At 46.2% G+C, this 14,529-nt stretch carries 9 protein-coding genes; 6 read left to right on the top strand and 3 right to left on the bottom strand.

The features are described from left to right. Window positions 1-259: 259 nt before the first annotated feature. Both METBU_RS0105265 and METBU_RS23380 read left to right on the top strand, forming a co-directional pair. A complete protein-coding gene (locus tag METBU_RS0105265) occupies window positions 260-4,954 on the top strand; it encodes an NAD-glutamate dehydrogenase domain-containing protein (protein ID WP_017839631.1) in 4,695 nt (1,564 codons plus the stop codon). A gap of 29 nt (window positions 4,955-4,983) precedes the next feature. Beyond that, on the top strand, window positions 4,984-5,631 hold the full coding sequence (locus tag METBU_RS23380; protein WP_017839630.1) for a DUF2459 domain-containing protein: 648 nt from the start codon (window positions 4,984-4,986) through the stop codon (window positions 5,629-5,631). Between the two features lie 203 nt (window positions 5,632-5,834). On the opposite strand, the gene METBU_RS23375 is transcribed toward METBU_RS23380, so the two are convergent. After that, the gene (locus METBU_RS23375) at window positions 5,835-6,569 is read right to left on the bottom strand and encodes a Mut7-C RNAse domain-containing protein (RefSeq protein ID WP_040575282.1); all 735 of its coding nucleotides are present in this window, start codon (window positions 6,567-6,569) and stop codon (window positions 5,835-5,837) included. Window positions 6,570-7,193: 624 nt separating this feature from the next. Further along, on the bottom strand, window positions 7,194-9,176 hold the full coding sequence (locus METBU_RS0105250) for a sensor domain-containing diguanylate cyclase (protein WP_017839628.1): 1,983 nt from the start codon (window positions 9,174-9,176) through the stop codon (window positions 7,194-7,196). Between the two features lie 359 nt (window positions 9,177-9,535). Between METBU_RS0105250 and METBU_RS0105245 the strand changes: the two genes are divergently transcribed. Together METBU_RS0105245 and METBU_RS0105240 are read left to right on the top strand one after the other, a co-directional pair. Beyond that, window positions 9,536-10,327: a GNAT family N-acetyltransferase gene (locus METBU_RS0105245; protein WP_051056268.1), complete on the top strand. Its 792-nt coding sequence runs from the start codon at window positions 9,536-9,538 to the stop codon at window positions 10,325-10,327. Further along, window positions 10,299-11,111, top strand: a complete 813-nt coding sequence (locus METBU_RS0105240; RefSeq protein WP_017839626.1) for a lysophospholipid acyltransferase family protein — start codon at window positions 10,299-10,301, stop codon at window positions 11,109-11,111. Before METBU_RS0105245 ends, METBU_RS0105240 begins: the two co-directional genes overlap by 29 nt. On the opposite strand, the gene pap is transcribed toward METBU_RS0105240, so the two are convergent. Beyond that, entirely contained in the window at window positions 11,053-12,537 is a 1,485-nt protein-coding gene (gene pap / locus METBU_RS0105235; RefSeq protein WP_017839625.1) for a polyphosphate:AMP phosphotransferase, read from the bottom strand. The genes METBU_RS0105240 and pap overlap by 59 nt on opposite strands. A 382-nt stretch (window positions 12,538-12,919) precedes the next feature. Between pap and METBU_RS0105230 the strand changes: the two genes are divergently transcribed. Further along, window positions 12,920-13,423 (top strand): transcriptional repressor, encoded by a 504-nt coding sequence (locus METBU_RS0105230; RefSeq protein WP_017839624.1) that lies wholly within the window; start codon window positions 12,920-12,922, stop codon window positions 13,421-13,423. A gap of 18 nt (window positions 13,424-13,441) precedes the next feature. Continuing rightward, complete coding sequence (locus METBU_RS0105225; RefSeq protein WP_017839623.1) at window positions 13,442-14,527, top strand: XdhC family protein; 1,086 nt, start codon at window positions 13,442-13,444, stop codon at window positions 14,525-14,527. Window positions 14,528-14,529 lie beyond the last annotated feature (2 nt).

The raw sequence follows: 14,529 nt of genomic DNA, 5'->3' as shown, positions 1-14,529 counted from the left end.
AAAAAGGTTAGCGAGAATGTTTAGGTAATTTCTTGAAATCCTTCATGAAATTCATGTGCTTCATGGTTAAACTGCCAAATTTAGTTTCATGCACTACATTTTTAGCGTGGTAGAGTAATAACCGTGCATGAAATAATAGCCTTAAGTGATTCCCCTGATTCCTCTTTGAAAGGAACGGCCGCCTAAAAGTCTTGATAAACTTATTTCGTGTGCAATTCTTAGCCGTGACTTTTATCAACAGAAACTCAAGGAGTAGTTCGTGAAAGTATATCTGAGAGCCGGTAACCTTGCTCTAAAGGCATCGCGTCAACGCCGAAAATTAAAGGCGGTACAACACATCCTCGAAGGACAAGGCGACAATCAAAACCGGCGATTTTTAATTAAATTGGCGGAAATGCTGTTATTCCCGGACAGCTATTTTGTTTCATTGCCCCCCCATATATCGTCATCGCTGATTGCCAAGATATTTGAACTCTTCACTAACGATATCGAAACGCATATCGTGAAAGCACTGACGATACCGAACGATCCTCAACAATTCATCGTGATTGTCTGTCGCAACTTAACGCATGTTGTCGATTCTTTATTGGCGTTACAAAGCGATCAACAACTTCCGTTTCAATTATTGGCACATCCCGTTTTGACCATTAAGCGTCAGGGAACAATGATAACTGATTTGGAAAGTAATGGTTTGTCCGGAACCAAGCAACTGTTGATCGTATTGCGTCTTGAAGCGGTTGATTCAGGTGTCAAAAATGCATTTTTCGAAAGGATAACGGCAATCATCGAGTGGGCCGAAACCCTTGATCGAGATCGCATAGCCTTGAAGGAAAGCTTGCTTGCGCTTAATGAAATTTCCGAGTTTTCTCAATTTAGCGCCTTGATCGATTGGCTTGAGCAAAAGGCTTTTATCCCTTTTAGGACATATCGATTTTCGTCCGAGGATCAAGACTCGGTGACCGCGCTTAAAGCCTTGGGTTCAGAATTTTGTCATGACAATAATCCTACAGCAATATCGGACTTTCTCCGAGTGATGCAGGCTGTTTGGGCGCGCGATTATCCTCTAATCATCCAATACTTACCGATAAGAAGCCCATTGATTCACGACCAATCCTTGATTTACATAGGGTTCAAACTCACGTTGCCGAATGGAGGCGGTTTTTGCGACTACGGTTTTTTCGGCGTTTTTGATGAGGCGGAAATGGGGGGAGCATGCAGCAATATTCCGTTTTTACAACGTAAAATCGAACAAACATTAGCGCATCATAAAACCCCTGAAAATAGTTATGAATATCTGCAGCTTAAAGAGATATTCAATTTGTTTCCGAAAGTCGACTTATTTTTGCTCGAAATACCTCAACTGGACTTGTTGATTCGGTCGCTCAGGCGTTACCTGTATCGCCCGGAAGGCATCAAACTAGTGGTTTTAGGCGGTTTCGGTCTGGAATCGTTGTCCGCTCTGATTATCGTCCCGATTCAATTGTATAACGAAGAGATTGAATACCTATTGTTAGAGCGCTTGTCGTCAAATCTCGATAGCAGTGCCGAATTAGTCCGTAAAATTATGCTTAGCGGCCCTTATTTGGGGTTGCATTTTTTGCTGAAGCCGAGTGCCGAAACCATAACGATTGATGTCGATCAGTTGGACCGGGATCTCAACAAACAGGTCAGGCCCTGGTCTGCATCCTTGTGCCGAACTCTGGAGCGCGCCTACGGTAAATACAAGGCCGGCAAATTATGGCAAAAATACCGCATGGTTTTTCCGCCCGGCTATCAAGCATTGATGCCTCCGCGTCATGCCGTCAAGGATATTGGCTTAATCGAATCGTTGCAGGATGATAGTCCGATGACAATCGGTCTGTTGAGACCATGTGGCCTGGTTCGTCAGTATCGTTTACATTTTTGCAGCCGGCAAGAACGCTATTTGGACGAATATATTCCAATTCTCGAAAACTTTAACTTGCGAGTCTTGGATCAGGTTCAATTTCCATTGACGGTATCCGGCCGCTCGGTTTTTATTAAAAGCTTTACGATTTCGGCTGCGAAGTCTCAACATGACAGTTTTACGGAGTTAAAGTCACGCTTGTTATCCGGTATCGGTGCGGTATTTAACGGAAAAGCCGAAAACGACGAATTGAATAGCTTACTAGTATTGGCTGGTATGACTTGGCAGCAGATCGATGTGTTGCGTGCGTATCGCAACTATTATCTGCAATTGGGCTATCCGACCACTACTAGCAGTTTCAATCAGGCATTACTCGCCAACTCTAGTACCTCCTACGCCTTGCTTGAGTATTTCGAGGCCCGTTTCAGGCCCGACCCTAATTTAGGGGAGCCGATGCAGCGCGAGGAACAGTTGTTGTTTCCGTTACGTCTTAAATTGCTGGAGAATCTTAATAGCGTAACTGATATCAATCACGACAGAATATTGCGTACGTTGTTTAATTTAATTGATGCAACGATGCGCTGTAATTTCCATATCAGACAAAATCGGGACGATTTTTTTATCGCGTTCAAGATCAATAGTCTCGGCATCATCGATATGCCGGCCCCTAAACCTCAAAATGAAATATATGTGCATGCCGTCGATATGGAAGGGATTCATTTGCGCGGCGGTAAAATCTCTCGCGGCGGCATTCGCTGGTCGGACCGTCCCGACGATTTCAGAACCGAAATTTTAGATCTGATGCAAACTCAGATGAGCAAGAACGCGCTGATTATTCCGAAAGGCGCAAAGGGCGGGTTTATCGTCAAGGCGCCGGTTGCCGATCCCGGCTTTAGAGAAGCGGGCCGCAAGGCTTATGTCAAGCTGATTCAGGGTTTGCTCGATTTGACCGACAATTATGTCGAAGATCAGGTTGTGCCTTTACCCGGTATCGTGAGCTATGACGATCACGATCCCTATCTGGTTGTTGCGGCCGACAAGGGGACAGCGCAATTTTCGGATTTGGCTAACTCGGTTTCGGCTCAATACCAGTTTTGGCTTGGCGATGCCTTCGCGAGCGGCGGTTCTAACGGATATAACCACAAAACGTTAGGGATTACTGCCCGAGGCGCTTGGGAATGCATCAAGCGGCATTTTCGCGAACTTGGCAAGGATATTCAATGCGAACCGTTTACCGTAGTCGGTGTCGGCAGCATGGATGGAGATGTATTCGGTAACGGAATGTTGTTGTCTCATAGCACCCGCCTGCTAGCCGCGATCAGCGGGCGCCATATCTTTATCGATCCGAATCCAAGCGACCTCGAGCAATCTTATTTAGAACGTAAGCGCTTATTCGAATTGCCTGGGTCGAGCTGGGACGATTATGACCGAAGCTTGATTTCCGAAGGCGGCGGTGTTTATCCCCGTCATGCGAAAGACATAGCCGTCTCTCCGCAACTTCGGCAATGGTTGGGTATTCGTTATAAAAACCTCGATGGCGCCACACTGATTCGTCTGTTACTCACAGCTCCGGTTGAGTTGCTTTGGTTGGGCGGTATCGGCACATATGTGAAAGCATCAATCGAAAAACATGAAGACGTAGGCGACCGAAATAACGACGATGTACGTATCGATGCGCTGCAATTGCGTGCAGCGGTTGTCGGTGAAGGTGCTAATCTCGGTTTCACGCAAAAAGCGAGAATCGAATACGCCTTGGCAGGCGGGCGTATCGATACCGATGCGGTTCATAACTCGGGCGGGGTCGATTGCTCCGATCATGAAGTCAATCTCAAAATATTGCTAACGGGGCTTCAGAAAAAACAAGGAATAAGCGATTATCGGCAAACTTTTGATGCTTTAACCGGCGAAGTATGCGATGCGGTTTTGGCCAATAATTACAAACAGAGTTTGTGTCTATCGCTTGAGCAATTACGCGTGAAAGGGAATGCCGAACAATATTTGTTGCTCTCGGAACGCTTGGAAAGCGCCGGCGTGCTTGATCGCAATGTTGAGTCTTTTCCATCTTATAAAGAAGTTATGGCTAGGCCCGGGCAAATGATTACGCGGCCGGAATTTGCCGTGTTGATGGCCGCCAGTAAGATTCAGTTGACACAAGACATCATGGATAGAAGCGAATCGATATCGGCTCCCGATTACGATATTTACTTGCATAGCTACTTTCCAGGACCGATAAGGCAAAGCTACGCCGAACATTTAGCCAGTCACCCTCTCGCGCCGGCGATAAAAGCGACCGTGATGAGTAATACGATTATCAATCAAGCCGGATGCGGCTTTTTGAATTGGCATAACGACAACGGCGGAGCCGTCATCGATAGCGTGACAAGTTACTTGACATTCGATCAAGTGCTCGAAGCCGCTGACTTTCGCCGAGAAGTTTTTAGTTTGGATAATCGCATTTCGGCGGAACAACAATACGGTTTGCTATTGGAATTGGAAAATGTCCTTGCCGAATTCAGTCAATGGGTATTGATGAACGGACAGGTTGTGCGCCCGGATCCGCTGACATTGGAAAATTATCGATCTTGCTTAACCGCTTTCGCCAATGAGTTTATTCCACCCGATTCCGTGAATGACCCGGCTAATGGTTTACCCGTCAACCTGGCAAAGCGTATCGCATTTATCAATTCACTGAGCGACTTTCCACAAATTACACTATTGGCTACTGAATCCGGGCAAGTCTTCAGTGCAGTTCGCAAGACGTTTATCGACGTTTCGAAATATTTGGACTTGGGCAAGTTGTTTGAGCAACTATCGGCTGTAACCGTACAAAATCATTGGGAGCGAAAGGTTTTTAACAATCTCAAGGCCGAAATCAAACAAACGCAAGGTAAACTCGTGCAAGCCGTTTTGGTTTCGGATGCACAAGATTGCAAAACTTATTTCGCGGGCTCTGTTAACAAGCAAAAGCTGATCCGTTATCAACGAATTTTTCAAGAAGTTTCAAGAAGTCCGACAAACAGCTTGATGCCTTATTTAACCTTGAACAAAGCATTGATAAATTTAATTTGATTACTTGTTGAATCGACGAGTGTGCCGAAATGTTTATCAGAACGATCGTTTTTTGGATAACCTGCTTTTTATGCAGTGGCTGCGGTTCATCGCCATCGGCGCTTTATGCAAATGGCAGCGAACAAATGATTATCCATGTCATCGATCACGGATTGCATACCGGTATCGTGGTCGATGCTCAAACAGCGGCGGACAGTATTTCCGGACTGGCGTTCGATTTGACTGAAATCGGTTTTATCGAGTTCGGTTGGGGCGATCGCGCTTTTTATCAAGCCGAGTCGTTTTCGTTGTGGTTGGCCATAAAGGCGTTGTTTTTACCGACCGGCTCAGTCATGCATGTCGCTGGGCTTCGGCACCATCCTGAGCATTATTTTCGGCACAGTGACATCGAGCGTATTTTGTTGTCAAAAAGTCAGGTGGTCGCAATGTTGGGCTTTATCAATCAGGCGTTCGTGAGGGATGGGCAGGGCGATTTAATTAATCTAGGACGAGGCTTGTATGCTTATAGCCGTTTTTACAGCGCCACGGGCTCCTATCATATTTTTAACAATTGCAATACTTGGGTTATGGAGGCATTGAACGTAGCCGATGTCGCGACAGATAGTCCACTCGCACTTACTGCGAGAGGAGTCATGCGGCGAGTAAGACGTCATCAAAAAAACCTTTTATCCGATTAAACTCAATTTTTCGACCTTTGATCGTTTTGAGAGGTTAATTCGTTAATTAATTGCCTGGCATGGTCTTGGTGACTGCAGCAATTCCCAATTTGGAGATCAAAAAGGGTGTGGGGTATGCTTGGCGAGGATGTCGGCAGCAGGGAGCTGCCGCCAAGCCCCCATGGATGGGTTTACGGCGTTCCTCGACAGGCATACCCCAGACCCTAAAATCGGCGAAACTGCTCAAACTGGGAATTGCTGTGGTGACTGCCGGACCAATAAATTTGATCGCAACTGAGGCAGATCCGAAAGTCGTCGTAGTAAAGCTTAGTTAAAGGCTCTAGTCGATCGATGAGGGCGTCTTTGCTTGTTTTTATCAACGCGCCGTTGCAACGTGAACAGAGTGTGAACAGTGCGATGAACCGGTATAAATCTAAACGCTGCAGGATTTCTTTGACTTGCTCTCTAGGATGAACCGAGCGCACGAAATAACCGTGAGTGATTATTTTTCGTCGTAATAAAAAGCGATCCCGAGTCAAAACTATCCGATGCTGCTGACCCGCTATCTCGGCAACATCGCCATCCTCATAATCATTTCGGTACAAACAATCAAAGCCCAATAAACGTAGATATCGCGCTAGCCGGCCAAGATTAGTATCGAGAATGAAGCGAGGGTCTCGTAACGGTTTAGGGCGTAGGCGCAGAAGCGGCGCGATATCGAAACACTCAAACATCGGATAGACGCTAATTCGATCATTCTCTTGAACAATATAATCAAAATCGACCGAGCGGCCATTGGCCAAAATAATTTCGACTTCGGTGTGCGGAATACCTACGGATTCGATCAAGTCTTTGATCGAAGTTCTACGATTAAGCGTATGTTCAAATTCGACTTTACGCCGCTCGATGGGTAAAAAATCGTTTAATTCTTCGTAGAAACGCAAATAAACTCGACTCACAGGGATTAATGTCTACGACTATATATCAACCTAACGTTCATGAAGGCCCGGCCATCGCCCCAACAAATGAAAGTTCGGGCGTGGGGCATAGGTATCTACACAAGTTTTCAGCTTTATAAAACAATTAGTTAAGTTAATTCTTCTGTAATCTAAGATAAAAAAGTAGACTAAAAACTTCAATTTTTAATCCCTATCTTCATAAAAAACCAGAAGAAACTTTATAACAGCATGATTTTAAATGATAAGGATGTGTAGATACTTATGGGCGTGGGGAGGGTACGGTTACTCGCCCGACAGGACGCCGTGAATACGTCCTTGTAGGCTCGACGGCGGCTGTCCCTGCCGCCGACGCCTGTCAGTCGAGCAACCGCACCCTCTTCGGAACCGGCATTTTCGTTGCTGAGCTTTTGCATATCGAACAATTAGATAAAGAGTCCAAATCTACGAACTTTCACAGTAAAAAGAGCAGTTGAGAGCCTCAAACTCCCGTTCGCCCTGAGCCTGTCGAAGGGTGAACGGGAGTTTGAGGCTTCACCAGGTCGGTGAAAGTGTTGTAGACCCTTCATGCTTCGACTTTACTCAGCACGAACGGTCTACAACACATGCCAACTGCTCTTTTTAGGATCAACGGTTGATATTAGCTGCCGTTGCCTTTTTTTTATTTTCATACATGGCTTTATCGGCGCGGTCCAGCAGCGTTTTAATGTCGGTGCCATCGTTGGGATAAATGCTCATTCCGGCACTGACGCCAATATCGATCATTCGGTCATCAATAAGATAGGTTTCGCTGATGACATCGACCGTATGTTTAAGAATTTTATCGACCATTTCCAAATCGGTCACATCCTCGAGTAATATCGCGAATTCGTCGCCACCTAATCGAGTAACGGTGTCCGTTTCTCGAACACTCCGGGCGATTCGGTGCGCCACGCTCTGCAATAGGCGATCACCGGTCTTGTGACCGAACAAATCGTTAACCGGTTTGAATTTGTCTAAATCCAGAAACAAAACCGCCAGACTGGTATTGCTTCGCGCGGCTTTCTTTATGGCCCTTTCCAACCGGTCGTTAAACAAAATTCGATTAGGCAAATCGGTCAACGGGTCGTGATGTGCGATATGTCGGAGATGCTCTTCTTCGGCTTTGCGTTCCGAAATATCCGAAAGTATTGCCACATAATGCGTGATTTGATTATCACTGTCTTTAACTTGGCTAATGCTGATCCGCATCGGTAATAATGCGCCATTTTTGGTGCGATCGACAATGTCGCCTTGCCATTGACCGTTTTGGTTTAGAGAATCCCACATATATTGATATTGCTCGGTAGACACATAACCCGATTGCAAGATCGAAGGCGGCTTCCCCAATAATTCTTCTTGATCGTATCCGGTCATTTTACACAGTGTTTGATTGACCGATACGATGCGTACCGATGGGTCAGTAATCATAATGCCTTCGCTAGTGAAGTCAAAAACCGTAGCCGCAAGTTTTAATTGTTGTTCGGCCTTCTTGCGTTCGCTTAGATCCATTACATAAGCAATACCTTGTTCACGATTACCGCTAAGCAGTGCCGCGCCGATATATACAGGTACCCAATATCCTTGTTTATGGATCAGCGCTTTTTCATAAGGCTCGCATCGGCCCTGAATTAAAAGCTCGTCGATAGCCTTTTGATCCTTGGCATGAAACGCAATTGGAGTAATATCTCGCCAATTGACCGCTGCTTTTTCAATATCGGCCTGGACAAAACCCAGCATGTTCAAAAAAAGGTCGTTTGCTTCGTCGATCATACCATCGAGGCGCCATGAAATAATACCGATGGTATTAGACTCCTTCAGACTTCGAAAACGCGATTCGCTGAGAGCTAGTTGCTTTTCGAATTTTTCGATACTCTTGATAATTTGCCTGCTGACTAAGAGTCCGATACCGACAAAGATTATTAATATCAACACGCTAATTTGCCATGCAATAAGTTTAACCCATCGGGCACCTTCGCTTAATTTCAACGAAAATAGGTTTTCTAGCTCATGAAGCTCATCATTGAGTTGTCTTATACGTTGCCTTAAATCGGCGATTTTTTTGCTGTCGCGGCGCGAATCGGTAATTTCATTTCGTATTTGTTCGCCGATATCTTTTAATGCATCGATTTTTTTATCGGCAGACTGCCATATCTCGATCGCTTCGCGCATATAGGAAATGCGGTTAAATTTTAGAAAAAAATGGATCAGCGCACCGATGTCGTCCGGATGGTTTTGTCCCTGAAGAAAACCTTCTCTTGCTGTTTGCTTATCGGGTGGAAATTGGGATAAAGCCGTTCGAGCCGTGCTATCGCCGCTGATGATTTCGAGGGCTTCCAAATAAGCTAGATAATCCGCCTCGGCATGACTGTAGGAATATTGAGTTAAGTAAAAAACCGCATCTTTTTGCGCTTTGGCCCAGAGGCCTTCTCCTCTAACATATGAACGAACTCCCTCAAAGATATTGCCGTTCCAGTAAATCATGCCGACCAGGGATACCGAAATAAGTCCGAACAGGCCGATAATGAAAACGACTTTTTTTCTAGTCGACCATCCATGCCCCCTTGAGTCGTAAACTTTATTGGTTGCCATAAGTCTCAGGAAAAAGTTGCGAAGTATCTAACGGCTGGATTGATAGTTTCAAAATGACGTGGATCCATCTATGAGGCTTGACGGCAACTCGAACGCCAAGGAATAGCGTGTAGTAAAAATCTGCCCTGCTGCCGTCATTCTCGTTAGACATACCGCACACCTTTGTAAAGTTAGGAACGAGCATGAAATAACTTCAACAACTGTTATTGCCAGGATTTATCAGTGGTCCGTGAATCGATTGTTTGATCCTCACTTGAGGGAAAGATCTTTTTCTGTCACCAATTTTTCATCGAAACGACGCGAAATTGAAATATTACTTATTTATCTTATCGATAAGTAAAGCATTTGCAGCCAACATCATGAAATTAATCGACACACAGATAAGAGTTAGTCCTACACGCCGACTGGATTGTTTTGTCACACACGATCAGGCTTTGATCGAACAAGCGCAGCGTCTTCGATATCAGGTTTTCGCCAAGGAAATGGGGGCGAGACTCAAAACCGACAAAGAAGGCTTAGATTATGACGAAATCGACCATTTTTGCGATCATTTGGTCGTGGTCGATACGACTAATGAAAAAATTGTAGGCTATACACGCTTGCTAAATCAAGAACAAGCCCGCAAATTGGGATATTTTTATTCGCAAAAAGAATTTAATCTGGACCGAGTGCTGGCTTTACCTGGGCGCTTTCTCGAAATAGGCCGTACCTGCGTGGACCCGAAATACCGGGGCAGTACGGTATTAACCACGCTCTGGTCGGCGTTAGTAAACTATGCGCAGTTGGGCGATTACCATTATTTGATCGGGTGCGCGAGTATTTCGCCCGGGCCGAGCGGTTATGCGGTCGATGCGGTTTATCGATCGATCGATTCAAAAAACAAGGCTTCGGACGCGTTGTCGGTAGTGCCCTTAATCGAAGTGCCTGAACATTTACGCTGCGAACGCGACGAGTCGGGGATTCCGCCTTTGTTGAAAGCGTATTTACGCTTCGGCGTGCAAATTTGCGGCCGCCCGTTTTGGGACGAAGATTTCAACGTCATGGATTTGTTTATCCTGTTGCCGTTGGCGCAACTGGAAGACCGATATTCGAAACATTATTTAAAACCCCATTTATTTACCGATGATCGCAGCCTTTCGCCAGCTTTATAAAATAAAACTGATTGTGTTACTGTTCTTATCCGGTTTCGTGATCGCTCTCGGCGTGTTTCCGGTTATTAACCAGTCAAGCCGGCCGATTAAAGCTCGCGAAAGAATCAACCGGATCAAACTGAGTTGGCTCAAAGCCTTCAAGCGAATCTTAAACCTCGAAGTCATTATCGAAGGGCGGGCGGCCGATGGGCCCGTTTTAGTCGTTAGTAATCATGTATCCTGGCTCGATATCATCGTTTTGGGTCAACATTTACCGGGTTATTTTGTCGCCAAAAACGACATTCTCGATTGGCCCGTCATCGGTTATTTGTCGAAAGAGGCCGGGACAATATTTGTTCGACGCGGAGACAAGAAGGAGATTCATGCCACGACCGAACAAATGAGCTGGTTATTGAAACAAAACAGCAAGGTCTTTGCGTTTCCGGAAGGTACGACTTCGGACGGATCGCAAGTTTTGCCGTTTCATTCGTCTTTGCTGCAGCCCGCTTTGTTGACGCGTTCGGCGATCCAACCTGTCGCTATACGATACGAAGGCAAGGCAAAGTTTTTAGCGCCATTTATCGGCAATGACGAATTTATACCGCATTTGTTGAAAATGCTGAAACTCGGCAAGATAGAGGTCCGTGTCAAAATATTGCCTGTTCTCGAAATGGCCGATAAAAGCCGGTCAGCTTTAAGTTATGAGGCGCACACAGGCATCATTGAGGCGCTTCGTGCAGAAACGATTATTTCTCAGGTTCCAGCATCGCTTCCAGTTTCTCGCAAACGGTTTTCAAGATTTTGATGCGCGCATAGCGTTTGTCGTTCGCTTCTATCATTAGCCAAGGAACGGCGCGGGTGCTTGTTCGTGCAATCATTTCGTTGACCGCGATTTTATAGTCATCCCATTTTTCCCGGTTACGGTAATCGTCCTCGGTGATTTTATGTTTTTTGTAACTGATTTGCTCGCGGGCTTTGAAACGCTCTAGTTGCTCGTCTTTATCGATGTGCAGCCAAAACTTCAACAATAGAATGCCATGTTCGATCAATGCTTCCTCGAAATTGACGATTTCCGAGTAACTGCGCATCCATTCCTTTTCTTGGGCAAAGCCCTCCACGCGTTCGACCAAGACGCGGCCGTACCAACTTCTGTCGTAAATGGTGACCTTGCCGGCTCTCGGTATATGTCGCCAGAATCGCCATAGATAATGATGCGCTGCTTCTTCGTCGGTCGGCGCGGCGGTTTGAATGACTCGGTAGCTTCTGGCGTCGATTGCCGATGTAGTGCGCCGTATCGCTCCGCCCTTGCCGGCGGCGTCCCAACCTTCGAATACCAGTATTGTGGAACGCTTTTGTTCTCGTGCCATTCTGACCAATTTATTCAATTTACCTTGATAGTGTAGTAATTGATCGTTGTAGTCTTTTTTGTCGAGTTCGAGCGATAAGTCCAACGTGTCGAGTAAGCTTTGCTGGTTAATATTGACGAAGGGTAGGCCGTTTATGTTTTCCGATTTTCCATTGCGGCTTTCGATATGTTGACGAATTCTATGCAAAACATGCTGCCCGACTGTCAAGCTGCTGTAACGAATATCGGCTCCTTCGACAACTAGCCAAGGCGATATTCCTGTGCTGGTTGTCGTTAATACATTTTCGGCGATTTCAACGAACTCGTCATACAGTTTCAAATGTTTTTTATCGCGTTCGGTGACTTGCCAACTGGTTTCCGGATCTTTTTCAAGTTCCTTGAGACGTTTTTTCTGCGTTTCTTTTTTCAAATGCAGCCAACATTTTATGATTAATGCGCCGTCGTTTATTAGTAATTGTTCCATTTCGTTGATGTGCTTTAGCTCCACCGATAATTGACTATCGTCGATGTCTCCATAAACTCTGTGCGATATCGGGTCGCTATACCAAGAACCGACATAGATGCCTATTCTTCCCTTTGGAGGCAGAGAACGCCAATAGCGCCAATATTTAGGACGCTCTTTTTCCTCATCGCTGGGTTCGTCGAAGGCGAATGTTTCCATGTAGCGCGCATCCAGCCATTCGTTCAGTAAATTAATGACTTGACCCTTGCCGCCGCCGTCCACTCCGGAGATAAGAATAATGACAGGGAAATCGCAAGTGCCGAGCTGTTGTTGCAGCAGCAACAACTGGGTTCTGAGTTCCGGAATTTGTTCGTTGTATTCTGATTTTTTTAGGGTATGACCCAGCTCGGCAATTTCAAACATGGATGTTTCTCGTATTAGCGTTAGATTTCTATATTATGTGTCAATCTAAGGGATGGAGGCATTTTGGAACTACTATAGTTCATATCGACACTATCGTTAAAGCTTGTTCTATACCTTTCGTACTTCAAAATTCGGCAGGTGACTAAGGAGCCACCGGGGTGTCCGGTCGATTTTCGCTCCTGCAAAATCGACATTCACGCCATCCATGGCGCTCACAAAGGCTTTGCCAGCATGGAGCTGGCATAGAGCCTACATAGACGTATTCACGGCGTCCTTTGACGGGCACCCCGGCGCCGAATTTTGATCTGCGATGAGTATAACTCCGGTGCCGCAAAGACTGGATTGATAATGTATAATTCCCGCAAAAAATCGGAGTTAATTAATGTCTCAAACCGGCGATTCAAAACAGGCCTGTGCCGAAACCTTTAACCATGATCATAAAATCTGTAAGCAGGAAGCCTTAAAAAAAGCGGAAAAGCTATGTTTGGAGAGAGGCGCACAATTGACGCCGATACGTCATAAGGTTCTTGAGTTGATTTGGGATAGTCATGAGGCCGTCAAGGCATATGATTTATTGGACCGCATCAAGCCGTTCAACGATTCGGCAAAACCGGCGACCGTTTATCGCGCGTTGGATTTTTTGATCGAACAGAAATTAATTCACCGCGTCGAAAGCATGAATGCTTTTATCGGCTGCAATCATGTTGAAGGCAAACACGATTTATTGCTGTTGATTTGCGAAGGTTGTCGGCAGATCGAAGAAAGGCCGGCGACGCCGGTCATGGACAGTTTGGCGGATGAACTCGAGCAAGCAGGATTTACCGCGCGCCGTAAAACGCTTGAAATTCACGGTATCTGCAAGCATTGCGCCGATGGCGCGGCATAGCCGCCCGGGATCGCTGCCATGGCTCGTAATACCCATCATTTGATCGACGCTTATAGGCGATTTCGGAATAACACGGAAAATGTTGTTCTGGCGACGATCATCGAAACCCTTGGTTCAACTTATCAAAAAGCCGGTGCCAGAATGCTGATAGCCGACAATGGCGGATCGAGCGGTCTGTTGGGCGGCGGTTGCTTTGAAAGAGACTTGATAGAACAGGCGCATACGGTTTTCGAAACCGAAAATCCCAAAACGCTATTCTACGATATGCGTTCTCCCGACGATGCGGTTTGGGGGCTGGGTTTAGGCTGCAATGGGGCAGTAAGGGTATTGTTGCAATTATTGAAAGCCAACAATGATTTCCATCCGCTGAACCGAATTGTCGAGGCATCTGAAAGCGATACGGCAGGCATTTTGGCGACTATTTATGAATCGGACCATCCCGATTATTCAAACGGCGATAGTTATTTTTTGACTGAATCCGAATTAGACGTTCTTAGCCAACAGGGCAATACTCCCGAATCGGTCGCCGAGGCGGCCAAACAAACTTGGATGCAGCACAAAGCTTGTTTAAAAACCTGCGAGATCGATTGCTATGCCGTTAAATTGTTTTTCGACTTAATCCGGCCGCCAGCTCAACTGCTGGTGTTGGGAGCCGGTGTCGATGCGCTTCCGGTCGTGCAGTTCGCCAAAGCGCTCGGTTGGCGTGTTACGATCGTCGATCATCGGCCGGGCTATGTCAAGCCCGAACGATTTCCCGCAGTCGATGCCTTGTTGCATTTAATGCCCGAGGACTTGCAGGAGCGTTTGTCGTTGGATCGATTCGATGCGCTCGTGTTGATGACTCACAGTATCGAATATGATGAACGCTATTTAAGAGTCATAGCGACTAGCCGAATCCCGTTCATTGGTTTGCTGGGCCCTGTTCATCGCAGAGATAGACTCCTCGATAGTTTAGGCGCGGATGCACCGAAGATTGCCGCTAAGGTCTTCGGCCCGGTCGGCTTGGACATCGGCGCCGAAACGCCCGAGGAAATTGCCTTATCGATCATGGCCGGTATTCATGCCGCAATGAAGGGTCGAACCGGCGGACAATTAGGCATTTAAAG

It is taken from the genome of Methylotuvimicrobium buryatense 5G (assembly GCF_000341735.1).
GTDB classification, from domain to species: Bacteria; Pseudomonadota; Gammaproteobacteria; order Methylococcales; family Methylomonadaceae; genus Methylotuvimicrobium; species Methylotuvimicrobium buryatense.
Note: the sequence above shows the minus strand (reverse complement) of the source record. Positions and strands in the feature narration are given on the sequence as shown.

Coding starts and splice junctions, on each gene's coding strand:
- METBU_RS0105225 (WP_017839623.1), top strand. CDS start 13,442: ATGGCTCGTAATACCCATCATTTGATCGACGCTTATAGGCGATTTCGG.
- METBU_RS0105245 (WP_051056268.1), top strand. CDS start 9,536: ATGAAATTAATCGACACACAGATAAGAGTTAGTCCTACACGCCGACTG.
- METBU_RS23380 (WP_017839630.1), top strand. CDS start 4,984: ATGTTTATCAGAACGATCGTTTTTTGGATAACCTGCTTTTTATGCAGT.
- METBU_RS0105250 (WP_017839628.1), bottom strand. CDS start 9,176: ATGGCAACCAATAAAGTTTACGACTCAAGGGGGCATGGATGGTCGACT.
- METBU_RS0105240 (WP_017839626.1), top strand. CDS start 10,299: ATGATCGCAGCCTTTCGCCAGCTTTATAAAATAAAACTGATTGTGTTA.
- pap (WP_017839625.1), bottom strand. CDS start 12,537: ATGTTTGAAATTGCCGAGCTGGGTCATACCCTAAAAAAATCAGAATAC.
- METBU_RS0105230 (WP_017839624.1), top strand. CDS start 12,920: ATGTCTCAAACCGGCGATTCAAAACAGGCCTGTGCCGAAACCTTTAAC.